Source organism: Pseudonocardia nigra (assembly GCF_019396355.1).
GTDB lineage: Bacteria > Actinomycetota > Actinomycetes > Mycobacteriales > Pseudonocardiaceae > Pseudonocardia > Pseudonocardia nigra.
Genome location: NZ_JAHKRK010000052.1, coordinates 15,863 through 38,919 on the forward strand (window position 1 = coordinate 15,863; position 23,057 = coordinate 38,919).

Consider the following 23,057-nt stretch of genomic DNA (forward strand, 5'->3'; position numbering starts at 1 on the left):
TCAGGAAAGCCACGTTCCTGTCACTCGAGGTCAGGAACGTGGCTTTCCGGGCAGTGCGGCGGCGACGGTGTGCGGCGCCGGAGCGCTCAGCCGCCGAGCGGCGGGCCGGCGGGGGGCGCCAGCTCGGTGGCCGGGATCCCCGCAGGCTCGGACGTGAACGGCTCGGTGCCCAGCACCAGCTGGACGTCGCCGAGCTCGCCGTTGGCGTTGGCGTAGTCCAGGGCCCTCGCGAGGTCGGCCACCCCGTTGCTCACCGGGAGCGGGGCGAGGTTCAGCGTGGACAGCACGCCGACGGCGTCGCCGCTGTCGTCGAGGAACGCGGAGCCCGAGTCGCCGGGGACACCGGGGCTGATCGTGTAGACCTCGTGGCTGCGGCCCGCGCCCACCTCGGCCGCCGCGACCCCGACCTTGGGGCTGAGCTCCTCGACGCCCAGCCGCAGCGGCGAGTTGCCGTAGCTGAAGAGCGTCTCGCCGGGGACGAGCCCGTCGGTGTCGATGCCGGCGGGGCCGCCGAAGAACGGCACGCTCGGGTTGACGTCGGCGACGTCGGCGGGGTCGATCTCCACGAGTGCGAAGTCGTTGTAGGCGCAGATGTCCGGGTCGGACTCCCCGTTGCCCTGCATGGTGACCCAGGAGCTGTAGGCGAGGGTGCCGAAGCGGTCGGTACCGTCGGCCGCCTTGATCGTGACCCGGGTGCCGAGCGGCGCGGTGCCGGAGTCGCAGCCATCGGTCTCGGTGGCGTCGCCGGTGCCGGCGCAGTGCGCCGCCTGGCCGATGAACGCGCGCTCGCCGCCGGTGAAGACGAAGTTGGTGGTGCAGGCGCCGCCGCCGGCGGTCTCGGTGATCACGCCGGGACGGATCGCGGCCTCGTCGGCGGGCGCCCAGGCCTGGGCGAGGACGGCCTGCGCCGGCGCGGCGGAGGAAACCGTGGGGGCCGCCGTCGCCGCAGGGGCGGCGAGCGCTGCCAGCACTACGATCCCGGCGCCCACCGCCGCGGCACCACCCCGAACCCTGACCGTCATGAGCGCTCCCCCCACCTCGGACGACCGCCATCGGTGTCCGTCCAGCTCCGCCGCGTGACTAACGATCCCAGACGCCCGGGGATACCGGTACCTGCGGGGCGCGCACGCCGGGAACACCGACTGCCGTTCGCCCGTTGAACCGACAGCCACCCGTTCTGGGTGTGCCGGTCGGCGTCAGCGGCGCGGACCGGCTGCTGGGCCGCTATCCTGGCGGACTCAGGGCCGGTCGATGCGCTGCGCCGGAGAAACTCGCCAGGGAGGGTGAAGGCCGCCAGAGGCCGAAGCTGCATGGACCGCAAGCGCCTGCTCCGCAACCCGCTGATCTGGATCCTCGTCGTGATCCTGGTCTACTTCACGTTCACCGTGCTCTTCGACGACACGCGCGGTTACACGCGGGTGGACACGTCGGTCGCGCTCGAGCAGATCGAGAGCGGCAACGTCACCGAGGCGCTCGTCGAGGACCGGGAGCAGCGGCTGCGGCTCACCCTCGCCCAGCCGATCGAGGCCGCCGGCACGAGCAGCACCCAGATCATCACCCAGTACCCGGCCCAGACCAGCGACACGATCGTCGAGCAGTTGGAGACGGCGTCGAACAACCCGTCGTTCAACACCGCGGTGCGGCAGGACTCGTTCCTGCTCTCGATGCTGATCTACCTGATCCCGCTCGGCCTGGTGCTCCTCATCCTGTTCTGGATGATGAACAACGCCCAGGGCGGCGGGAACCGGGTGATGTCCTTCGGCAAGTCGAAGGCCAAGCAGCTCAACAAGGACATGCCGAAGACCACCTTCGGCGACGTCGCGGGCGCCGACGAGGCGGTCGAGGAGCTGCACGAGATCAAGGACTTCCTGCAGAACCCGGCGCGCTACCAGGCGCTCGGCGCGAAGATCCCGAAGGGCGTGCTGCTCTACGGGCCGCCCGGCACCGGTAAGACCCTGCTGGCGCGCGCCGTCGCCGGCGAGGCGGGCGTGCCGTTCTACACGATCTCCGGCTCCGACTTCGTCGAGATGTTCGTCGGTGTCGGTGCATCTCGGGTGCGCGACCTGTTCGAGCAGGCCAAGCAGAACAGCCCCTGCATCATCTTCGTCGACGAGATCGACGCCGTCGGACGCCAGCGCGGCGCCGGCCTGGGCGGCGGCCACGACGAGCGCGAGCAGACGCTCAACCAGCTGCTCGTCGAGATGGACGGCTTCGACGCCCGCGGCGGGATCATCCTGATCGCGGCCACGAACCGGCCCGACATCCTCGACCCGGCGCTGCTGCGGCCGGGCCGCTTCGACCGCCAGATCCCGGTCAGCGCCCCCGACCTCGCGGGCCGCAAGATGATCCTCGGCGTGCACGCCAAGGGCAAGCCGTTCGGGCCCGACGTCGACTTCGACGGGCTCGCCAAGCGCACCGTCGGCATGTCGGGTGCCGACCTGGCCAACGTGATCAACGAGGCCGCGCTGCTCACCGCGCGGGAGAACGGCACGATCATCACCGCGGCCGCTCTCGAGGAGTCGGTCGACCGCGTGGTCGGCGGGCCCCGGCGCAAGTCGAAGATCATCTCCGAGCAGGAGAAGAAGATCACCGCCTACCACGAGGGCGGGCACGCGCTAGCCGCGTGGGCGATGCCGGACCTCGAACCGGTCTACAAGCTCACGATCCTGCCGCGCGGCCGCACCGGTGGGCACGCGCTCGTCGTCCCCGAGGACGACAAGGGCCTCATGACCCGTTCGGAGATGATCGGCCGTCTGGTGTTCGCGATGGGCGGCCGCTCCGCCGAGGAGCTCGTGTTCCATGAGCCCACCACCGGCGCCTCCTCCGACATCGACCAGGCCACCAAGATCGCCAAGGCCATGGTCACCGAGTACGGCATGAGCGCCCGCCTCGGCGCGGTGCGCTACGGCCGCGACCAGGGCGACCCGTTCCTCGGCCGTTCGATGGGACACCAGGCCGACTATTCGCTCGAGGTCGCCCACGAGATCGACGAGGAGGTGCGCGCGCTCATCGAGGCGGCGCACACCGAGGCGTGGGAGATCCTCAACACCTACCGGGACGTCCTCGACGACCTGGTGTTCGAGCTGCTGGAGAAGGAGACGCTCACCCGCAACGACCTGGAGCGCATCTTCAGCAAGGTCGAGAAGCGGCCCCGCATCACCGCGTTCAACGACTTCGGTGGTCGCACGCCGTCCGACAAGCCGCCGATCCAGACGCCGGCCGAGCGTGCCCGCGAGCGCGGCGAGCCGTGGCCCCCGCACGCCGAGCCCGCGCGGGAGCCCGCTCCGGTCGGGTCGTACCCCGGTGGCCCCAACGGCGTGCCGGCGCCCGGACCGAACGGTGGCCCGGTGCCCACCCCCGGCCCGCACGGCGGGTACCCGGGCGGGTCCGGCCAGCCGCCGTTCCCGACCGCCGCCTACCCGCCCGGGTACGGGCAGGCGCCCCCACCGCACCCGGGCTGGGGCCCGCCCCCGTCCGGGTCCGGGCAGCCCAACTCGGTGCCGCACAACTACGGTGCGCCGCCGGATTGGCGCCCGGCCACCACACCGCACGGGCAGTCCTGGCCACCGGCCGGGCAGGCGCCGGGCCAGCGGCAGCCGCAGCCCGGACCGCAGGCCGCCCCGCCCACCGCCAACGGCCACTCCGAGGGCGCACCGCCCACGCTGCCCACGGATGGCTCCCGGGAGAAGGACGCGCCCGGGCCGAACGAGGACGGGTCGCGCTGAGCACCGAGGCACTCGACGACACGGCGCCCGGAAGGGCGACGGCGAACGGCCGACCGAGGATCGATCGCGCCCGCGCCGAGGCGGCGGTGCGGGAGCTGCTGATCGCGATCGGTGAGAACCCGGACCGGGAGGGCCTGCGCGACACGCCGGCCCGCGTGGCACGGGCGTACGAGGAGATCTTCGCCGGACTGTTCAGCGAGCCGGACGCGGTGCTCGAGAAGACGTTCGACGAGCAGCACCAGGAGCTCATCCTGGTGAAGGACATCCCGATGTTCAGCACGTGCGAGCACCACCTGGTGCCGTTCCACGGGATGGCGCACGTCGGGTACATCCCGAACACCGACGGGCGGGTCACCGGGCTGTCCAAGATCGCCCGACTGGTCGACCTCTACGCCCGCCGCCCGCAGGTGCAGGAGCGGCTCACGGCGCAGGTGGCCGACGCGCTGGTGCGCAAGCTCGATCCGCGCGGCGTCATCGTGGTGATGGAGGCCGAGCACCTGTGCATGGGCATGCGCGGGATCCGCAAGCCGGGTTCGCGCACCCTGACCTCGGCGGTCCGTGGGCTCTTCCAGAGCTCGCCGACCTCACGCGCGGAGGCCATGTCGCTGATCCGGGGCGGGTGACCGGGGTGGCCACGCACGAGCGCCCGCCCGGGCTGCCCCGTCCGGGGCGGTGCCTGGTGATGGGCATCCTGAACGTCACCCCCGACTCGTTCTCCGACGGCGGCCGCTACTACGACCGGGGCGACGCCGTCGGGCACGGCATCGCGATGCGCGACGCCGGGGCCGACCTCGTCGACATCGGCGGGGAGTCGACCCGGCCGGGTGCGGGGCGCGTCGAGGCGGACGTCGAGAAGGCCAGGGTGCTCCCGGTGATCCGTGAGCTGGTCGCCGAGGGCGTCGCCGTCAGCATCGACACCACCAGGGCCGCGGTCGCGGAGGTCGCGGTGGAGGCCGGGGCGTGCATCGTCAACGACGTCTCGGGCGGGCTCGCCGATCCCGCGATGGCCGCCACCGTGGCGTCGGCCAGGGTGCCCTGGATCCTCATGCACTGGCGCGGACACAGCGACCGGATGAACGCACTCGCCGACTACGGCGACGTCGTCCAGGACGTGCGGGCCGAACTGGTCGCCCGGGTGGACGCCGCCGTGCTCGCGGGCGTCGAACCGTCACGGCTGGTGCTCGACCCCGGCCTCGGGTTCGCGAAGACCGCCGCCCACAACTGGGCGCTGCTGCGCCGGCTCGACGTGCTCACCGAGCTCGGCTTCCCGGTGCTGGTGGGCACGTCCCGCAAGCGGTTCCTGGGGCAGCTGCTCGCGGCGCCCGACGGCTCCCCGCGCCCGCCGGCCGGGCGGGACGTCGCCACCGCGACCACCAGCGCGCTCGCCGCCGAGCGGGGCGCGTGGGGTGTCCGGGTGCACGACGTCACGAGCACCATCGACGCGATCGCGGTCACCACGGCCTGGCGGGAGGGCGCCCCGCACGCCGTCAGCCGCGGCTCCGAGCAGTAGTCCGGCAAACGGGAGAGCGAGGGAGGGCGATGAGCGACCGGATCGAGCTGCGCGGGCTCGCGGTGCGCGGCAACCACGGCGTGTTCGACCACGAACGCCGCGACGGCCAGGACTTCGTCGTCGACATCACCGTGTGGATGGACCTGGCGCCCGCCGCGGCGTCCGACGACCTCGCCGACACCCTCGACTACGGCGCGCTCGCCCAGCGCGCGGCCGCGATCGTCGGCGGCGAGCCGTGCGACCTGATCGAGACCGTCGCCGGCCGCGTCGCCGACGAGGTGCTTACCGATGCCCGCGTCGAGGCCGTCGAGGTGGTGCTGCACAAGCCGCAGGCGCCGATCCCGCTGGAGTTCGCCGACGTGGCGGTCGTCGCCCACCGCACCCGCGGCACCGCCGGCCCGCCCCGCGGCCGGGTGATCCCTGCATGACCCCCTCGGGTCGGTACAGGTCGGTGGCCGCCCGATGACGCGTGCCGTGCTCTCGCTCGGGTCCAACCTCGGCGACCGGTTCGCGCACCTGCGCCTGGCCGTCGACGGGTTCGCCGACGTCCTCGTCGCGGTCTCACCCGTGTACGAGACGGCCCCCTGGGGTGGCGTCGAGCAGGACGACTTCCTCAACGCCGTGATCGTGGTCGACGACCCCGGCGTCGACGCATGGGGCTGGCTGCGCCGCGGGCAGGCACTGGAGGCCGCCGCGGAGCGGGTGCGCGAGGTGCACTGGGGGCCGCGCACGCTCGACGTCGACGTGGTGACGGTCGACGAGGTCACGAGCGAGCACCCCGACCTGCTGCTGCCGCACCCCGGCACACCCGAGCGGGCCACCGTGCTGCGGCCGTGGCTCGACGTCGACCCCGATGCGGTGCTCCCCGGCCGTGGCCCGGTCGCCGGGCTGCTGGCCGCGCTCGGCCCGCACGCCGAGTACGGGATGCGCCGGCGCGACGACCTGGTGCTGGGCCCGGACGTGCGATGACCGCCACCCGCCCGCGCGACCTGCTCGTCGCCGCACTCGTGGCGGCGGTGCTCGCGAACCTGCTCGTCCGGCTGGCCTACGGGTCGATGCCGCCGATCCCGCTGCTGGCGGGCGCCACGCTCGGGGTGCTCGGCGTGGCGGAGGCGATAGCAGGCAACGCGCTGCGGGCGCGCATCCGCCGGCGCCCGGGCACCCGGCCGGTGCAGCCGCTGGTGGCGGCCCGGGCGGTGCTCGTCGCGAAGGCGTCGTCGCTCGCCGGCGCGATCATGGCCGGCGTCTGGGCCGGGCTGCTCGGGTACGTCCTGCCGCAGAGCGGCACCGTCTCGGCCGCCGCGGACGACTCGGTCGCGGGCGGGGTGGGGCTGGTGTGCGCGCTCGTGCTCGTCGGCGGGGCACTGTGGCTGGAGCACTGCTGCCGCACGCCCGACGACGAACCCGGCGACGAGGCCTCCGGCTGATCCTTTGCCTAGGCTGCGTTCCCATGACGCACGCGACGTGGGACGTTCCGAGGCCCACCCCGGAACGGCAGCGTCGCGGGGTGCTCGCCCCGGTGCTCGGGCTCATCGCCCTCGCCATCTGCGGGCTGGTGGTGCTCGGGGTGCTGAGCAACAGCATCGGGATCGGCGGGGTCGTCGTCGGCGCGCTCTGCGCGCTGCTGCCGGTCGGGCCCGTCGTCGCGACGTTCCTGTGGGTGGACCGGTGGGAACCGGAGCCGCCGCGGCTGCTGCTGTTCGCGTTCCTGTGGGGGGCGTGCTTCGCCGCGCTCTCCGCACTGCTGATCAACTCGGGCGCGATCCTGGTCGCCGACGACCTGATCGGCCGCGCGCAGAGCGACCTGGTCGGCGCCGTCGCGGTCGCGCCCGTCGTGGAGGAGGCCGTGAAGGGGGCGTTCGTCGTCGGCCTGCTGGTCTTCCGCCGACGGGAGTTCGACGGGGTGGTCGACGGGATCGTCTACGCGGGGCTGGTCGCCGCCGGGTTCGCCTTCACCGAGAACATCCTCTACATCGGCCGGGCCTTCGCCACGGCCGACGCCGCCCTGGCCGGGCCGAGCGTGCTCGGCGTCCTGCTGGTCAGGGGCGTGCTCTCGCCGTTCGCCCACCCTTTGTTCACCGCGATGCTGGGGATCGGCGCGGGCATCGCCGCGCACAGCCGCAGCGCGACCGTGCGCGTGGTGGCGGTCGCTGTCGGCTACGTGGTGGCGGTGGCGCTGCACGCGATCTGGAACGGCTCCGCATCCCTGTACGACGGCGTGGCCTTCTTCGGCGTCTACGCGTGGGTGATGATCCCGCTGTTCGTCGCCGTCGTCGTCCTGGTCGTGTGGCAGCGCAGGCGCGAGCAGCGCACGGTCACCGACCAGCTCGCCGGGTTCGCACGCACCGGTTGGATCGCGCCCAGCGAGGTACCGCTGCTCGCCAGTCTCGCCGGCAGGCGGACCTGGCGGGCCGCCGTGCGGCGCCGCTCGGGCCGGGCCGTGGCGAAGGCGGTGGCCGAGTACCAGGCGGCGGTGACCGAGCTCGCGTTCCTCAGGGCGCGGATGGCCCGCGGCACCGCGGGCCCCTCCGCCGCGTACTGGCACGACCAGGCGCTCGGCGCGCTCGTCGCGGCCCGGTCCCGGGCGGTGCACCACCCCGATGCGCTACGGGCGGCGATGCGCGGCGGCGGACCGCCCGACTGGACACCCCCGCGCGCGTACTGAGCCGAGCGGGTCCCCGGCTCCGCCCGGGCGCCTCAACCGGTCCGCACGAGATTGCAGCAAAGCCACTTTCATGCCACCTGGCTGCGTGAAAGTGGCTTTGCTGCAACGTGGCGGCGGCCCCCACCCCGACCCGGCCCGGTGAAGCGCGTCACCGATGCTCGGTGTCCTGCCCCCGCGCGGTTAGCCTCGACCCCGTCGTCTGGTACCCGCCCGAGCGGAGCTTGCGGAGCGAGCATCGTCACAGCGGGACTGGAACGAGCGAGGAGAGGTCATGAGTGCACGGCCTGCCCGGCTTGCCGTCGGGGTGGTCTCGGCCGGACGCGTCGGCGCCGTCGTGGGCGCGGCGTTGGCCGCCGCGGGTCACCACGTGGTCGCGACGTCCGGGGTGTCGCGCGACTCGGTCAAGCGCGCCGCCGCGTTGCTGCCCGGCGTGCCGCTGCGCGCCCCCGACGAGGTCGTGGCGGGCGCCGATCTCACCCTGCTCGCCGTTCCGGACGACGTGCTTCCCGGCCTGGTCCGCGGGCTCGCCGCGGCAGGCAGCTTCCGTCCCGGCCAGATCGTCGCGCACACCTCGGGCGCCCACGGCGTCTCCGTGCTGGCGCCCGCGGCCGAACACGGGGTGCTCCCGCTCGCGCTGCACCCGGTCATGACGTTCACGGGGCGCAGCGAGGACGTCGCCCGGCTCGCGGCCTGCAGCGTCGGGGTGACGGCCACCCCCGACGACGAGGCGGCGTGGAGCGTCGGCGAGGCGCTCGTCGTGGAGATGGGCGCGGAGCCGGTGCGGGTGCCGGAGGAGGTGCGCCCGCTCTACCACGCCGCGCTGGCACACGGGGCCAACCACCTCGTCACGCTCGTGCGCGACTGCGTGCAGACGATGGAGCGCGCCGGGATCGGGCCCGCCGAACGGCTGGTCGCGCCGCTGCTGTCGGCCGCGCTGGACAACGCGCTGCGCCACGGCGACCGGGCGCTCACCGGCCCGGTCGCGCGTGGCGACGTCGAGACCGTCCGCGCCCACCTGCGCGTGCTCGCGGCCGACGACCCCGACCTCGCCGAGGTCTATCGCGTGCTCGCCGGACGCACCGCGCGCCGCGCCGCCGAGGCGGGGCTGCTGTCCGAGTTCGCCGCCCACGAGGTGCTCACGACGCTCCAGGAGAAGCCATGACCACCGCCCACACGTCCCGCGGGTACGCCCCGGGGGCTCTCACCGTCCACGCCGTACCCGCCGACCTCGCGTCGGTCACGCGCACGCTGCGCGCCGCCGGCCGCAAGATCGCGCTCGTTCCGACGATGGGGGCGCTGCACGACGGCCACCGGGAGCTGATCCGGCACGCCCGTCGCGTCCCGGGCGCCGTCGTCCCGGTCGTGTCGATCTTCGTGAACCCCCTGCAGTTCGGCGCGGGCGGGGACCTGGACCGCTACCCGCGGCCCATCGAGGCCGACCTCGAGGCGTGCCGCGAGGAGGGTGTGGAACTGGTGTTCCGGCCCGACGTGGCCGACATGTACCCCGACGGCGCCGAGACCACGGTGGCGCCGGGGCGGCTCGGCGACGACCTCGAGGGCGCGATCCGGCCGGGCCACTTCGCCGGTGTGCTCACCGTGGTGGCCAAGCTGTTCCACGTCGTGGGCGCCGACGTCGCGTTCTTCGGCGAGAAGGACTACCAGCAGCTCGTCCTGGTCAAGAAGATGGCGCGGGACCTGGACTTCCCGCTGTCGGTGGTCGGGGTGCCCACCGTGCGCGAGCCCGACGGTCTGGCGCTGTCCAGCCGCAACGCCTACCTCACGGCCGACGAGCGCAGCCGCGCCGGCACGCTCCACCGCGCGCTGACGGCAGGGGCCGGCGTCTCCGCGCGCGGGCCGCAGGCGGTGCTCGACGCAGCGCGGGCCGTGCTCGCCGAGGAGCCCGCGCTGCAGGTGGAGTACCTCGAGCTGCGCGACCCCGACCTCGGTCCGCACCCGCAGACGGGGCGGGCGCGGCTGCTGGTGGCCGCCCGGCTGGGCACCACCCGGCTCATCGACAACGTCGCCGTCCAGTTGTGACCGACCGGCTCTAGGGCGCGTCTGGCGGATCATGATCGCGGTCTTCGCGCCCAGATCGCCCCTGGCGGCGTTGTCGGCCCGACCGGGTACGCCAGGTACGACGGCTCGGGCCTCCGCCTTGCCAGGAGCAATCTGGATCACGAATCCCCCATCGACCCTGATCCACCAGACACGCCCTAGGAGGCGCTGTGTACCGCACGATGATGAAGTCCAAGATCCACCGGGCGACGGTCACGCAGGCCGACCTGCACTACGTCGGCTCGGTGACCGTGGACCGCGACCTCATGGAGGCCGCCGACCTGCTCGAGGGCGAGCAGGTGGCGATCGTCGACATCACCAACGGGGCGCGGCTGGAGACGTACGTGATCCCCGGCGAGAGCGGCACCGGCGTGATCGGCATCAACGGGGCCGCGGCGCACCTGGTGCACCCCGGCGACCTCGTCATCCTCATCGCCTACGCGCAGATGGACGAGGCCGAGCTGCGGTCCTACGCGCCGCGGGTGGTGTTCGTGGACGAGGCGAACCGCGTCGCCGACCTGGGGGCGGATCCGGCGCACGCGCCCGAGGGCTCCGGCCTGCTGTCCGGCGCGCGAGCCTGAGCGGCGCTCCGTGCTGCTCTGCGTCGACGTCGGGAACTCCCACATCACGCTCGGGCTGTACCCGGACGAGCCGGAGGACGCCGCCGAGGTGTGGCCCCGGCCGGTGCGCGACCTGCGGATGCGCACCGACCCCGGCATGACCGCCGACGAGCTCGACGTGGCCTTCCGGGCGCTGCTCGGCGACCACGCCGAGCGGGTCACGGGGGTGGCCGCGGCGGCCACCGTGCCGAGCCTGCTGCGTGAGCTGCGCCTCCTGCTGGAGCGCCGGGACCACCCAACGGTGATCGTGGGGCCCGGGGTGCGCACCGGGATGCCCCTGCTCGTGGACAACCCCAAGGAGGTCGGCGCCGACCGCCTCATGAACACGCTGGCCGCGCACCGGCTGTTCGGCACCGCCTGCGTCACGGTCGACTTCGGCACCTGCACCAACGTGGATGTCGTGTCGGCGAAGGGCGAGTTCCTCGGCGGTGCCCTCGCGCCCGGCATCGAGATCTCCCTCGACGCGCTGGCCACACGCACGGCCGCGCTGCGCCCCGTCGAGCTCGTGCGGCCGCGTTCGGTGATCGGCAAGAACACCGTGGAGTGCCTGCAGTCGGGGGTGCTCTACGGCTTCGCGGGCCAGGTGGACGGGCTGGTGCGGCGCATCATCGCGGAGCTCGGCGCGAAGGCGGGCCCGGTCACCGTGGTCGGCACCGGCGGCCTTGCACCGTTGATGGCCGGGGTGTCGGACACCATCACCGAGTTCGTGCCCGACCTGACGCTGCTCGGGCTGCGGGCCACCTACCTGCGCAACGCGCGCAGCACGTCGGTGACCAGCGGCAGCACGAACTCGGCCCCCGACGTCTCGGGTCGGGCGGCCAGGTAGGCCCGCACCCGGGCGAACGCGGCCTCCCGCTCGGTGGGGTCCGAGGTGAGGGCCCAGGAGTGGGTCCGCAGGGTGGCGACGAGCCCGTCGACGGTGGTGGGCACCGGGTTGGCGAACATCGCGTACTCATCGGGTCCGGTGCAAAAGGCCGGGTGCGCCGGGAGCTCCGGGACCTCGTCGGGGGCCCGCACCACGGTGGACCTCCACCTTCCGGCCTCGTGGAAGCCGCGCACCCACTCCACACGGGCGTCGTCGCCGTTCCACAGGGCCGCGAGCACCCCACCGGGCCGCAGCACCCGGGCGAGCTCCGCATACGCGCGCTCTGGGTCGAACCAGTGCCACGCCTGGCCGACGAGCACGGCGTCGACGGAGGAATCCGGCAAGGGAATCGCTTGCGCGCTGCCCTCGCGGGCGTCCACCTCGGGGAACCGCGCCCGCAGCTCGGCGAGCATCGCGGGGTCGGGCTCGACGGCCGTGACCGCGCCCCTCGGCGCCAGCGCCTCGGTGAGCTTGCCGGTGCCCGCGGCGAGGTCGAGCAGCTGCAGGTCGGGACGGCCGGCGAGTGGCTCCAGCGCCCAGTCGACCGCCTCCGTCGGATAGCCGGGACGGTGCTCGGCGTAGGCGGCGGCCGCCGAACCGAACGATCGCGCGCGGGACGTGGTCACGGCGCGACCGTACGGGAGAGCACCGACGGAAACGCCTCGAAAAGGCGTCAGTACCCTTGTCCGGCGTGAACACCCTGCCCCCGGACGGCCCCGACAGCGAACTCCCCGAGCAGATGCGGGTGCGCCGGGCGAAGCGGGCGGAGATGCTGGCCCAGGGCCGCGACCCGTACCCCGTCGCCGTCCCGCGCACGCACTCCCTCCGCGAGGTGCGGGCCGCGCACCCCGACCTCCCGCCGGACACCGCGACCGGGGACGTCGTGGGCGTGACCGGCCGCGTGATGTTCCTGCGCAACACCGGAAAGCTCTGCTTCGCCACGATTCGCGAGGGCGACGGCACCGAGCTGCAGGCGATGCTGAGCCTCTCGCTGGTGGGCGAGGACGAACTGGCCCGCTGGAAGTCGACCGTCGACCTCGGCGACCACGTGTTCGTGCACGGCGAGGTGATCACGTCCCGGCGTGGTGAGCTGTCGGTCATGGCCGACAGCTGGGAGATGGCCGCGAAGGCGGTCCGCCCGCTACCGGTGCAGCACCGCGAGCTCTCCGAGGAGATGCGGGTGCGGCAGCGCTACGTCGACCTCATCGTCCGCCCGCAGGCCCGCGAGATGGTGCGCAACCGGGCCCTCGTCCTGCGGACGCTGCGGTCGTTCCTCGACGGGACGGACTTCGTCGAGGTCGAGACGCCCATGCTGCAGTTGCTGCACGGGGGCGCGGCCGCCCGCCCGTTCGTCACGCATGCCAACGCGCTCGACTCCGATCTGTACCTGCGGATCGCGATCGAACTGTTCCTGAAGCGCAGTGTCGTCGGTGGCGTCGAGCGGGTCTACGAGATCAATCGCATCTTCCGTAACGAGGGCATCGACTCCACGCACTCGCCCGAGTTCACGATGCTGGAGGCCTACCAGGCCTACGCCACCTACGACGACATGGCGGAACTGACGCGCGAGTTGGTTCTGGCCGCCGCGCGCGCCGTCTTCGGGTCGACCGTCGTGCGGCACGCCGACGGCAGCGAACACGATCTGGGCGGCGAGTGGCGTTCCGTGACGCTGTACGGGGCGGTGTCGGAAGCGGTGGGCACAGATGTCGACCCGGGTACCCCGGTCGAGGATCTGCGTAAGCACGCGATGACCCACGGTGTCGAACTGAAGGAAACGCTTTCCGCGGGCGAGATCGTCCTGGAACTGTTCGAGAAGCTCGTGGAGCACACGCTGACCGAGCCGACGTTCGTCCGGGACTACCCGATCGAGGTACGCCCGCTGGCCAGGCAGCACCGCGACGACCCGCAACTCACCGAATCCTGGGATCTGTTCGTGTTCGGCACCGAGGTCGCCACCGCCTACTCGGAGCTGGTGGACCCCGTGGAGCAGCGGGAAAGGCTCTACGCGCAGTCGCTGCGGGCCGCGGCGGGCGACCCCGAGGCGATGCAGCTCGACGAGGACTTCCTGCGCGCGATGGAGTACGGAATGCCCCCGACGGGCGGCATGGGAATGGGCATCGACCGGCTGCTGATGACCCTCACCGGGCTCGGAATCCGGGAGACCATTCTGTACCCGCTCGTGCGTTCCGAGTAACCGATCTGCGACACCGGACGGGGTGACTCGACATCGTCGCCGTTTCGGTAATATTCTCCGCCAGGTGCGGCACGGCCGCAGAACGACAACGAGCAAGTGTGGAGGGCCGCGGCGGTGGCGCAGATTCGTGAGATCCGGCTAATCGACGACCTGACCGGAGAGGCCGCCGACGAGACGGTCGAGTTCGGTATCGACGGCAAGAACTACGAGATCGACCTGTCCAAGGACAACGCGGGCAAGCTGCGCGACGCGCTCGCGGAGTTCGTCGCCTCGGCGCGCCGTTCCGGTGGCCGCAGGCGGGGCGGCCGGTCCGCCGATGCCGCACCCGCGCGGCGTCCGTCGATCGACCGCGAGCAGAACCAGGCGATCCGGGACTGGGCCCGCAAGCGCGGGATGAAGGTCTCCGACCGCGGCCGCATCCCGGCCGAGGTCCTGGAGGCCTACCACCAGGAGAACTGAGCACACTTCCGTGCGTGGCGCCCGTTCGTGTGGTTAGGCTGGCCTCATCTACGTGAGGAGGTCCCGTGGCCCGCAGGACGACCACCCTGGAGGTCCGCCGCACGGAGCGGCTCACCCCGCACATGATCCGGGTCGTCGCCGGGGGCGAACAGCTGTCGGCGTTTCCCGACACGCCGTACACGGACCGCTACGTGAAGATCGTCTTCCCGCGGCCCGGCGTGCGCTACCCGGAGCCGTTCGACATGGACGTGATCCGGGCCGAGCTGCCGCGTGAGCAGTGGCCGGTCACGCGCACCTACACGGTGCGGGCGCTGGACCACGCGGCGGGCGAGCTGACGATCGACTTCGTCCACCACGGCGACGCCGGGCTGGCCGGCCCGTGGGCGGCGGCCGCCCGGCCCGGCGACGTGCTGCGGCTGGCCGGCCCGGGCGGGGGCTACGCCCCCGACCCCGGGGCGGAGTGGCACCTCATGGTCGGCGACGAGAGCGCGCTGCCGGCGATCGCGGCGGCCTGCGAGCGGGTACCGGCAGGCGTGCCGGTGGTGACCGTCCTCGAGGTGGCCGACGCGGCCGAGCAGCAGGAGCTCACCTCGCCGGGCGCGCTCCGGACCACCTGGCTGCACCGCCGGGCCGACGCGCCCGAGCAGCTGCTGGACACCGTTCGGGCCCTGCAGTTCCCGGCCGGGCGCGTGCAGGCCTTCGTGCACGGCGAGGCTGGCCTGGTGCGCGGTGTGCGGCGTCACCTCGTCGACGAGCGCGGCGTGCCGCGCGAGCTGCTGTCGGTGTCGGGCTACTGGCGCCGCGGCACGGACGAGGACGGCTGGCAGGCGGAGAAGGCGGCGGAGCGGGCCGGCGCGCGCTGACGCACTCGGTGCGTTCCCTGCCGGGGGCTTCGCCCTGGGTGAACGCCGAGTGCCTCGCGCAGGCCGCGACGGCCGTCGCCCCGGCCCGCCGAACCGGCGCGCGCGGGCCGACGACCTGGCGATGCGCCGAGCGGTGGGCGCCCCGGTCGGATGAACGCCACCGGGCTGACCAGGCCCTCAGACCCGCGCGGGAATCCGGGCCCCCACCGTGTTGTTGGGTGGAGTACGTGCGAGACGGGCGACCGCCTGCCCCGGGCCGATACAGTGGGTACCGGGGTGTACGCGGCGCAGTGCGCGCCCGTGCATGGCGCAGCAGGCTAGGAGCGTAAATGTTCGAGAGGTTCACCGACCGAGCGAGGCGGGTTGTCGTCCTGGCGCAAGAAGAAGCCAGGATGCTCAACCACAACTACATCGGCACCGAGCACATCCTCCTTGGCCTCATCCACGAGGGTGAGGGAGTGGCCGCGAAGGCCCTGGAGTCCCTCGGGATCGCCCTTGAGGGCGTCCGCCAGCAGGTCGAGGAGATCATCGGTCAGGGTCAGCAGGCACCGAGCGGGCACATCCCGTTCACGCCGCGGGCCAAGAAGGTGCTGGAGCTGTCCCTGCGGGAGGCCCTCCAGCTCGGCCACAACTACATCGGCACCGAGCACATCCTGCTCGGCCTGATCCGCGAGGGCGAGGGCGTCGCCGCGCAGGTCCTGGTCAAGCTGGGCGCCGACCTCAACCGGGTCCGCCAGCAGGTCCTGCAGCTGCTGTCCGGCTACCAGGGCAAGGAGCCCGCCGAGGGCACCTCCGGTGGCCGTGGCGAGGGCACCCCGAGCTCCTCGCTGGTCCTCGACCAGTTCGGTCGCAACCTCACCCAGTCGGCCCGTGAGGGCAAGCTGGACCCGGTCATCGGCCGGGAGAAGGAGATCGAGCGGGTCATGCAGGTCCTCTCCCGGAGGACCAAGAACAACCCCGTCCTGATCGGCGAGCCCGGCGTCGGCAAGACCGCCGTCGTCGAGGGGCTGGCGTCCAACATCGTCAAGGGCGAGGTGCCCGAGACGCTGAAGGACAAGCAGCTCTACACGCTCGACCTGGGTTCGCTCGTCGCCGGTTCCCGCTACCGCGGTGACTTCGAGGAGCGCCTGAAGAAGGTGCTCAAGGAGATCCGCACGCGCGGCGACATCATCCTGTTCATCGACGAGCTCCACACCCTGGTGGGTGCGGGTGCCGCCGAGGGCGCGATCGACGCCGCCAGCATCCTGAAGCCGATGCTGGCCCGCGGCGAGCTGCAGACGATCGGTGCCACCACGCTCGACGAGTACCGCAAGTACGTCGAGAAGGACCCGGCCCTGGAGCGCCGCTTCCAGCCGATCCAGGTGGGCGAGCCGAGCGTCACGCACACCATCGAGATCCTCAAGGGGCTGCGCGACCGGTACGAGGCGCACCACCGGGTCACCATCACCGACCCGGCGCTGGTGGCCGCGGCCACGCTGGCCGACCGGTACATCAGCGACCGCTTCCTGCCGGACAAGGCGATCGACCTGATCGACGAGGCCGGCGCGCGGATGCGGATCCGCCGGATGACCGCGCCGCCGGACCTGCGCGAGTTCGACGAGAAGATCGCGAGCGTCCGCCGCGACAAGGAGTCGGCGATCGACGCGCAGGACTTCGAGCGGGCCGCGCACCTGCGCGACTCCGAGAAGCAGCTGCTCGCGCAGAAGGGCGAGCGGGAGAAGCAGTGGAAGTCCGGTGACCTGGACGTCGTCGCCGAGGTCGACGACGAGCAGATCGCCGAGGTGCTCGCCAACTGGACCGGGATCCCGGTGTTCAAGCTCACCGAGGAGGAGACCACGCGTCTGCTCCGCATGGAGGACGAGCTGCACAAGCGGATCATCGGCCAGGAGGAGGCCGTCAAGTCGGTGTCGCAGGCGATCCGCCGCACGCGGGCCGGCCTGAAGGACCCGAAGCGCCCGTCCGGCTCGTTCATCTTCGCCGGCCCGTCCGGTGTCGGTAAGACCGAGCTGTCCAAGGCGCTGGCCAACTTCCTGTTCGGCGAGGACGACGCCCTCATCCAGATCGACATGGGCGAGTTCCACGACCGCTACACCGCCTCGCGGCTCTTCGGTGCCCCTCCCGGGTACGTGGGCTACGAGGAGGGCGGCCAGCTCACCGAGAAGGTGCGCCGCAAGCCGTTCTCGGTGGTGCTGTTCGACGAGATCGAGAAGGCGCACCAGGAGGTCTACAACACCCTCCTGCAGGTGCTGGAGGACGGCCGCCTGACCGACGGTCAGGGCCGCACGGTGGACTTCAAGAACACCGTGATCATCTTCACCTCGAACCTCGGCACGCAGGACATCTCCAAGGCGGTCGGCCTCGGGTTCGCCCAGGGCAACGACGAGCAGTCGAACTACGAGCGGATGAAGAACAAGGTCAACGACGAGCTGAAGAAGCACTTCCGCCCGGAGTTCCTCAACCGCATCGACGACATCGTCGTGTTCCACCAGCTCACCGAGGAGCAGATCATCACGATGGTCGACCTCATGATCACGCGGGTGGAGGCGGCGCTGGCCAACAAGGACATGGCCATCGAGCTCACGCCGGCCGCGAAGGGCCTGCTGGCCCGCCGTGGGTTCGACCCGGTGCTGGGTGCGCGGCCGCTGCGCCGCACGATCCAGCGCGAGATCGAGGACCAGCTGTCGGAGAAGATCCTCTTCGGCGAGGTGGAGCCGGGCCAGATCGTCGTGGTCGACGTCGAGGGCATCGACCCGGAGGCCCCGACTTCGCGGGCCGCCGACGACAAGGCGAAGTTCGTGTTCCGCGGCGAGCCCAAGCCCGTCACGGTGCCGGACGCCCCGCCGGTCGACATGGCCAAGTCCTCGGGCGACGAGTGATCGGCTAGGGCGTGTCTGGTGGATCTGGGTCGATGGGCCTGGTGGTCCAGATCGTTCCTGGCAAGGCGGAGGCTCGAGCCGTCATACCTGGCGTATCCGGTGGGGCCGACAACGCCGCCAGGGGCGATCTGGGCGCCAGGACCGCGATCCATGGTCCGCCAGACGTGCCCTAGACCAGCAGTACCGCGAACGGCCCGTCCGGACGGAAGTCCGGGCGGGCCGTTCGGCGTTCCGCCAGTTCGTGCCGGTCGTCGTGCCCTGACCTCTGCGGCGTCCGTTTCGGCTAGGTTCGGGGGTGTGAGTTCGGTCCGCCTGGTCCCGGAGACCGAGCTGATGTCCGGTGACCTGCTCTCGGCCGACGACGCGTGGCACACCGTTCGCCGCTACGGGATCGTCCACCTGCTCAGCACCGCGTTCGTGCGGTTCCGCTACGGCGACGGGTTCAGCCACGCCCGCGCATTCGCCCTGCAACTCGCGCTCGCCGCGGTGCCGCTCGTCATCGCCGGGGCCGGGCTGGCGACGGCGCTGGGCGCCGAGTCGTTCGCCGAGGTCGTCGCGCGCACGGTCGTGGCGATCTCACCGGGCAACAGCGACTCGCTCCTCGCGCAGGTCGTCGACGGCGGCAGCGACGAGGGCAGCGAGCGCGGCGAGATCGTCGTCGTGCTCGGGCTGGTGACGGCGTTCGCGGCGGCCACGTCGGCGTTCGCCCAGCTGGAGCGCGGCGCGAACCGGATCTACGGCACCCAGCGGGACCGCATGGCGCTGCGCAAATACGTCCGCGCCGCCCTGCTGACAGCGACGGCGGGCGTCGCGATGGCGGTCGGGCTGCTGCTGATCGTGGCGGGCGAGCCCTTCGGCGAGGCCATGGAAGCGGTGTATCAGTGGGGCGACGGGGGCGAGGAGGTGTGGGACGCGCTGCGCTGGCCGTCCGGGCTCGCGGCCCTCGTCGTGGCCGTGACCATGCTGTTCCGGCACGCGCCCCGGCGCCGCCAGCCGGGACTGAGCTGGCTCGCCGTCGGCGCCACCGTCACGGTGCTGGCCTGGCTGGCGGGATCCGGTCTGCTCGCTCTGTACGTGGTGGCCGCCGCCGGGTTCGGGGACACCTACGGGCCGCTCACGGCCGTGATGGCGCTGTTGCTGTGGGCCAACGTCACGGGCATCGCCCTGCTGGCGGGTATCGCGCTGGCGGCGCAGCTGGAGGCGGTGCGCGCCGGCCGGTCCGACCCGCTGCTCCCCGACAGCGACGACGACGGCATCCCCGACGCGCTCGACGAGCACCCCGACTCGCCGTCCCGCTGACGCCCCCCCCGGAATCTCCGCGAGTCGCCCGTTCCTGACGGGCGAGTCGCCCGGTTCGGACATGCGTGTCCCCCGCGGATGGGCACCACCGTCAGCGCAGGCGCACCGGGCGGGCGTCCTCGGGCGGGGTGCCGAACAGGGTGGCGGCGTCGTGCTCCGGCGCGGGCTCGGCGGTCAGGTGGGCGGCCACGATGCGGTCGGTCCGGAACCACCGCGGCCCCTGCCGGAGCCGGCACCACGCCAGCAGGTACCAGTGCCCGCCGGTGGCGGCCAGCGCGGCGGGCTCGACGGCGCGCTCGGTGACGGACCCGTCCTGGCCGGCGTACCGCAGCACGACGACCTGCCGGCGGCGCACGGCCTCGTCCAGCGCGCGGGCGACGGCGGGGCGGGGCGGCCGGTCCGGGACGCGCAGCCACAGCCTCCCCGCGATGGCCTCGGCCCGCTCCCGCTCGGCGGGCGACATCGCCGCCAGCACCTTGGACAGCGCGGTGCGCGCGTCGGCGGCGAACGGCAGCGCGGGCAGCGCCGCGAGCGCGACGGCGATCGCCGCCGCCTCGGCGCCGGTGACGTTGAGCGGCGGCAGGGAGGTGGCGCCGTCCAGCACGTACCCGCCGCCCGGGCCCGCCTGGGCCCACAGCGGCAGCCCGGCCTGCAGCAGCGCGTCGATGTCGCGCTTGATCGTGCGGGTGGAGACCTCGAGGCGCTGCGCGAGCCAGGCGCCCGTCCGGCCCGACGGGCCGGCGGCGCGCAGCTCCTCGGCGATGGCGTAGAGCCGTTCGGTGCGGTTCACGATGCTGGAGATCCCTCGGAAACGGTGACATCACGGTGTCACCGATGATCCAGCAGACTACGTCCCATGACGACGACGAGCACCGCCCGCCTCCTGGATCGGCCCGACGGCCGGCGCATCGCGGTCCACGACCTCACGCAGCCTCCTCGCTGGCGCTCGTCGGCCGCGTTCGGACCTGCTGTGTCTGATGGTGAGCTCGCAAGCTCGCTCACGTCGGAGGCCCCGGCCGACGCCCCGGTCGTGCTGATGATCCACCCGGCGCCGGGATCGGGCCGGTTCGACCCGGATCCGACGGCGACGGCCCGCAACGGCGTGCGGCTGATCTCGGTGGATCGCGCGGGCTACGGCGGCTCGGATCCGGTCGGTGCTGGCGCGTTCGCGACCGTCGCGACGGCGGCCGACGACGTGGTCGCGGTGCTCGAGGACGTCCTTCCGGCCGGCGCCACCGCCGGGTTGGCCGGATGGTCGGCCGGTGGCCGCGTCGCGCTGGCGGTGGCCGCCCGGCGGCCGGACCTCGTCCGGCGGGTCGCCGTGATCGGGACGCCCGCGCCGGACGAGGAGGTGCCGTGGATCCCGGAGGAGCAGCGGGCGGGCATCGATGCGCTGCGTGGGCTTCCCGCCGCCGACGCCCACGCCGCCCTGGCGGGCGCGTTCGCCCCCATGCTGGCCGCGTTGACGGGCGACGCGCGCTTCGGGCTGGTCGGGATCGACGAGGCGGACGCCGGCGTGCTCGCCGATCCCGGCGTTGTCGACCGGCTGCGTGCGATGCTCGACGAGGCGCTCGCACAGGGCGGCGCCGGGATGATCGCGGACATCGCCGGCTACACGTTGCAGCCGTGGGGGTTCGAGCCCGCGGACGTGGCGGCGGAGGTGCTGCTCGGCTACGGCGCCGCCGACTTCGTCGGCCCCGACCACGGCGCGTGGTGGGAGAAGACGCTGCCGCACGCGCGGCTCGAGGTGGTGCCGGAGGTCGGGCACCTCGTGGTCGTGCCCTTGTGGGAGCAGGTGCTCGGCCACCTCACCAGGCAGGGCTGACGGCCGCCGATCGGTGCCGACTCGCGGGGGCGCAGTGGCGGGCGACTCGCGCGTCGAAACGGGGCGACTCGCGCGCCATTCTGTGCCGACTCGCCCGCCGGTGCGTGCCGACTCGCGGGATCAGGTCGTCGGCCGGCCGGGTTCCGCCGCGGCGTCGAGCGCCCTGTCAGGACGCCGTGGAGCTGAAGACGACCTCAAACTCCAGCACCGACGACCCGGTGCCGACCGGACGGGCGCGCTCGCCGGAGTGGGCCTCCTTGGCAGCGCCGTTCATCCACGCCTGGAACGACTCCTCGTCCTCCCAGTGCGTGACCACGAAGTAGCGCTCCTCGCCCCGGACCGGGCGCAGCAGCTCGAAGGAGATGAAGCCCGGCTGGTTGTCCACGGCGTGCAGCCGGTTGGCGAACCGCTTCTCCAGCTCGGGCCCCGCGCCCTCGGGCACCTCGATGGCATTGATCTTCACGACGGCCATGGCCCCTAGGCTACGTGCGATGCGACGCAAGGTGCGGACCGGCGACGGCGTGGAGCTCGCGCTGGTCGAGTTCGGCGGCGCGGGGCGGCCGATCCTGCTCCTGCACGGGCTGATGGGCCGGGCGACGACGTGGTGGCCGTTGGCGCAGTGGCTGACCGGGTACGGGCGCGTCGTGGGCCTGGACGCCCGCGGGCACGGCCGTTCCGGGGCGCGCGGGCCGTGGACGACCGAGCGGATGGCGAAGGACGCCGCCGACGCGCTGGAGGCGCTCGTGGCAGCTGACATCTCGCGGGGGGCCGTCGTCGTCGGGCACTCGATGGGTGCCCTGCACGGCATCGTGCTCGCCGCGCGCCGGCCCGATCTCGTGCGCGCGCTCGTCGTGGAGGACATGGCGGTGGACTTCCGCGGCCGCAACGCCGAGGACGCGCGCGCCTGGTTCTCCGCGCTCCCGAAGCCGTTCCCCAGCCTGGCCGCGGTGCGGCAGGTGTTCGGGACCCCGCGGCCGGAGTTCGGCGAGTACATGGCCGAGTGCGTCGAGGAGCGCGCCGACGGCTACCACCTGCTCACCCGGGTCGAGGACGCCGTCGAGATCGCGGCGGAGTGGGCACGCGCCGACCACTGGGCCGCCCTGCCCGCCGTGCGCTGCCCCGTGCTGCTCCTCGAGGCCGAGGACGGGGTGGCGCCGGGCGGGCAGATGGCCGAGATGACCCGTCGACTGGTGGACGCGCGGCACGTCCGCCTGCCGGGCACCGGGCACCTCGTCCACGCCGCCGACCCGGCGGGCTACCGGGCGGAGGTCGAGCGGTTCCTCGCCGGGCTCAGCTGACCTCCACCCCCAGCACGCGGGCCCGCACCGGCCGCACGGGGTGCAGCGCCGCGAAGGCCTCGGCGGGCCGCTCGGTGGCGAGGACGCAGTGCGGCAGCCACGTCCCGGGCAGGTAGGCCGCCACGGGCGAGCGGACGCGCCCGGCCAGGGCGTCGTGCGCCGCGGCGTGGACGGCGAGCAACTCGGCGTCGACGACGGCGGCCAGCACCAGCTCGTCGGCGCGCCCGGCGACCGTGCCGAGGGTGGCGAGCCAGATCGAGGGCACGCCCACCAGCCGCAGCTCGGCCTCCAGTGCCTCCCGTGCGGGTGGCGGGATCGCGGCGGCCGCGGCCACGGTGACGGACGGGGAGCCGCCCGGCGCGGCGATCCCGGCGGCCCGCAGCCGCGCGCGCAGCCCGGTCACCTCCGCGCACGCGTCGTCGTCGAGGCGGAACCGGACGGTCTGGGCCACGGCGTTCCTCAGGCCGGCAGCGCGAAGCGGCCGTCGTCGGTCTGCTCGGCGAGCCCGTCGACGAGCAGGGAGTCCAGGCAGCGGTCACGCTGTGCGGCGTCGGACCACGCCGCATCGAGCGCCGCCCGTTCCACCGGGCCCGGGGCGGCCCGCAGCACGTCGAGCAGCCGCCCGCGCACCTGGCGGTCGGTGCCCGCGAAGCCCTGCACCGGTTTGCGGGGGCCGGCGTAGGCGGGCCGGCCTGTGGCGTGCCACGCGCAGGCCGCGAGCACCGGGCAGACGGCGCACCGCGGGGCCCGCGCGGTGCAGATCACCGCGCCCAACTCCATGAGCCCGGCGGAGACGACGGCCG

23 protein-coding genes and 1 pseudogene are annotated in these 23,057 nt (G+C 73.2%); 18 read left to right on the top strand and 6 right to left on the bottom strand.

Annotated elements, in window-relative coordinates:
* Positions 1 to 86: 86 nt before the first annotated feature.
* Positions 87 to 1,022, bottom strand: a complete 936-nt coding sequence (locus KME75_RS15635; protein WP_219415547.1) for a serine protease — start codon at positions 1,020 to 1,022, stop codon at positions 87 to 89.
* A 288-nt stretch (positions 1,023 to 1,310) separates the two neighbouring features.
* Here KME75_RS15635 and ftsH point away from each other — a divergent pair, with 288 nt between their 5' ends.
* From ftsH to KME75_RS15690, 11 genes are all read left to right on the top strand, one after another.
* Positions 1,311 to 3,725: an ATP-dependent zinc metalloprotease FtsH gene (gene ftsH, locus KME75_RS15640; RefSeq protein ID WP_219415548.1), complete on the top strand. Its 2,415-nt coding sequence runs from the start codon at positions 1,311 to 1,313 to the stop codon at positions 3,723 to 3,725.
* A gap of 59 nt (positions 3,726 to 3,784) precedes the next feature.
* Positions 3,785 to 4,348 carry a GTP cyclohydrolase I FolE gene (folE, locus tag KME75_RS15645; RefSeq protein WP_308282810.1) on the top strand — a complete coding sequence of 188 codons (564 nt, stop codon included), beginning with the start codon at positions 3,785 to 3,787 and terminating at the stop codon, positions 4,346 to 4,348.
* Between the two features lie 59 nt (positions 4,349 to 4,407).
* Positions 4,408 to 5,235 carry a dihydropteroate synthase gene (gene folP / locus KME75_RS15650; protein WP_219415570.1) on the top strand — a complete coding sequence of 276 codons (828 nt, stop codon included), beginning with the start codon at positions 4,408 to 4,410 and terminating at the stop codon, positions 5,233 to 5,235.
* A gap of 29 nt (positions 5,236 to 5,264) precedes the next feature.
* Positions 5,265 to 5,663, top strand: a complete 399-nt coding sequence (gene folB, locus KME75_RS15655) for a dihydroneopterin aldolase (RefSeq protein ID WP_219415549.1) — start codon at positions 5,265 to 5,267, stop codon at positions 5,661 to 5,663.
* Positions 5,664 to 5,697: 34 nt separating this feature from the next.
* On the top strand, positions 5,698 to 6,204 hold the full coding sequence (gene folK, locus KME75_RS15660; protein WP_219415550.1) for a 2-amino-4-hydroxy-6-hydroxymethyldihydropteridine diphosphokinase: 507 nt from the start codon (positions 5,698 to 5,700) through the stop codon (positions 6,202 to 6,204).
* A complete protein-coding gene (locus KME75_RS15665) occupies positions 6,201 to 6,662 on the top strand; it encodes a DUF3180 domain-containing protein (RefSeq protein WP_219415551.1) in 462 nt (153 codons plus the stop codon). The genes folK and KME75_RS15665 overlap by 4 nt, the downstream gene beginning before the upstream one ends.
* Positions 6,663 to 6,685: 23 nt before the next feature.
* A complete protein-coding gene (locus tag KME75_RS15670; protein WP_219415552.1) occupies positions 6,686 to 7,900 on the top strand; it encodes a PrsW family intramembrane metalloprotease in 1,215 nt (404 codons plus the stop codon).
* A gap of 271 nt (positions 7,901 to 8,171) precedes the next feature.
* Complete coding sequence (locus tag KME75_RS15675) at positions 8,172 to 9,062, top strand: Rossmann-like and DUF2520 domain-containing protein (protein ID WP_219415553.1); 891 nt, start codon at positions 8,172 to 8,174, stop codon at positions 9,060 to 9,062.
* Positions 9,059 to 9,937 carry a pantoate--beta-alanine ligase gene (gene panC, locus KME75_RS15680; RefSeq protein WP_219415554.1) on the top strand — a complete coding sequence of 293 codons (879 nt, stop codon included), beginning with the start codon at positions 9,059 to 9,061 and terminating at the stop codon, positions 9,935 to 9,937. Before KME75_RS15675 ends, panC begins: the two co-directional genes overlap by 4 nt.
* A 188-nt stretch (positions 9,938 to 10,125) precedes the next feature.
* Complete coding sequence (gene panD, locus KME75_RS15685) at positions 10,126 to 10,536, top strand: aspartate 1-decarboxylase (RefSeq protein WP_219415555.1); 411 nt, start codon at positions 10,126 to 10,128, stop codon at positions 10,534 to 10,536.
* Positions 10,537 to 10,546: 10 nt separating this feature from the next.
* Positions 10,547 to 11,401, top strand: coding sequence for a type III pantothenate kinase (locus KME75_RS15690; RefSeq protein ID WP_219415556.1), 855 nt, complete (start codon positions 10,547 to 10,549; stop codon positions 11,399 to 11,401).
* On the opposite strand, the gene KME75_RS15695 is transcribed toward KME75_RS15690, so the two are convergent.
* Positions 11,317 to 12,066, bottom strand: coding sequence for a class I SAM-dependent methyltransferase (locus tag KME75_RS15695; protein ID WP_219415557.1), 750 nt, complete (start codon positions 12,064 to 12,066; stop codon positions 11,317 to 11,319). The two genes, KME75_RS15690 and KME75_RS15695, sit on opposite strands and share 85 nt — an antisense overlap.
* Before the next feature lie 113 nt (positions 12,067 to 12,179).
* Between KME75_RS15695 and lysS the strand changes: the two genes are divergently transcribed.
* The 5 genes from lysS (at position 12,180) to KME75_RS15720 (ending at position 19,131) form a co-directional block, all read left to right on the top strand.
* The gene (gene lysS, locus KME75_RS15700) at positions 12,180 to 13,634 is read left to right on the top strand and encodes a lysine--tRNA ligase (protein WP_219415571.1); all 1,455 of its coding nucleotides are present in this window, start codon (positions 12,180 to 12,182) and stop codon (positions 13,632 to 13,634) included.
* Positions 13,635 to 13,748: 114 nt separating this feature from the next.
* Positions 13,749 to 14,093, top strand: a complete 345-nt coding sequence (locus KME75_RS15705; RefSeq protein ID WP_219415558.1) for a histone-like nucleoid-structuring protein Lsr2 — start codon at positions 13,749 to 13,751, stop codon at positions 14,091 to 14,093.
* 65 nt (positions 14,094 to 14,158) lie between these two features.
* On the top strand, positions 14,159 to 14,956 hold the full coding sequence (locus KME75_RS15710) for a siderophore-interacting protein (RefSeq protein WP_219415559.1): 798 nt from the start codon (positions 14,159 to 14,161) through the stop codon (positions 14,954 to 14,956).
* 329 nt (positions 14,957 to 15,285) lie between these two features.
* Positions 15,286 to 17,832, top strand: a complete 2,547-nt coding sequence (locus KME75_RS15715; RefSeq protein WP_219415560.1) for an ATP-dependent Clp protease ATP-binding subunit — start codon at positions 15,286 to 15,288, stop codon at positions 17,830 to 17,832.
* A 297-nt stretch (positions 17,833 to 18,129) separates the two neighbouring features.
* Positions 18,130 to 19,131, top strand: a complete 1,002-nt coding sequence (locus KME75_RS15720) for a YihY/virulence factor BrkB family protein (RefSeq protein WP_219415561.1) — start codon at positions 18,130 to 18,132, stop codon at positions 19,129 to 19,131.
* A 91-nt stretch (positions 19,132 to 19,222) separates the two neighbouring features.
* On the opposite strand, the gene KME75_RS45895 is transcribed toward KME75_RS15720, so the two are convergent.
* Positions 19,223 to 19,921, bottom strand: coding sequence for a helix-turn-helix transcriptional regulator (locus KME75_RS45895; protein WP_219415562.1), 699 nt, complete (start codon positions 19,919 to 19,921; stop codon positions 19,223 to 19,225).
* Between the two features lie 66 nt (positions 19,922 to 19,987).
* Here KME75_RS45895 and KME75_RS15730 point away from each other — a divergent pair, with 66 nt between their 5' ends.
* The gene (locus KME75_RS15730) at positions 19,988 to 20,956 is read left to right on the top strand and encodes an alpha/beta fold hydrolase (protein WP_219415563.1); all 969 of its coding nucleotides are present in this window, start codon (positions 19,988 to 19,990) and stop codon (positions 20,954 to 20,956) included.
* A 166-nt stretch (positions 20,957 to 21,122) separates the two neighbouring features.
* On the opposite strand, the gene KME75_RS15735 is transcribed toward KME75_RS15730, so the two are convergent.
* On the bottom strand, positions 21,123 to 21,428 hold the full coding sequence (locus KME75_RS15735) for an antibiotic biosynthesis monooxygenase family protein (protein ID WP_219415564.1): 306 nt from the start codon (positions 21,426 to 21,428) through the stop codon (positions 21,123 to 21,125).
* A gap of 19 nt (positions 21,429 to 21,447) precedes the next feature.
* Between KME75_RS15735 and KME75_RS15740 the strand changes: the two genes are divergently transcribed.
* Entirely contained in the window at positions 21,448 to 22,254 is an 807-nt protein-coding gene (locus KME75_RS15740; RefSeq protein WP_219415565.1) for an alpha/beta fold hydrolase, read from the top strand.
* On the opposite strand, the gene KME75_RS15745 is transcribed toward KME75_RS15740, so the two are convergent.
* Together KME75_RS15745 and KME75_RS15750 are read right to left on the bottom strand one after the other, a co-directional pair.
* Positions 22,247 to 22,705: a 2'-5' RNA ligase family protein gene (locus KME75_RS15745; RefSeq protein ID WP_219415566.1), complete on the bottom strand. Its 459-nt coding sequence runs from the start codon at positions 22,703 to 22,705 to the stop codon at positions 22,247 to 22,249. The two genes, KME75_RS15740 and KME75_RS15745, sit on opposite strands and share 8 nt — an antisense overlap.
* A gap of 8 nt (positions 22,706 to 22,713) precedes the next feature.
* A pseudogene (locus KME75_RS15750) lies at positions 22,714 to 23,057 on the bottom strand (A/G-specific adenine glycosylase); the annotation flags it as partial.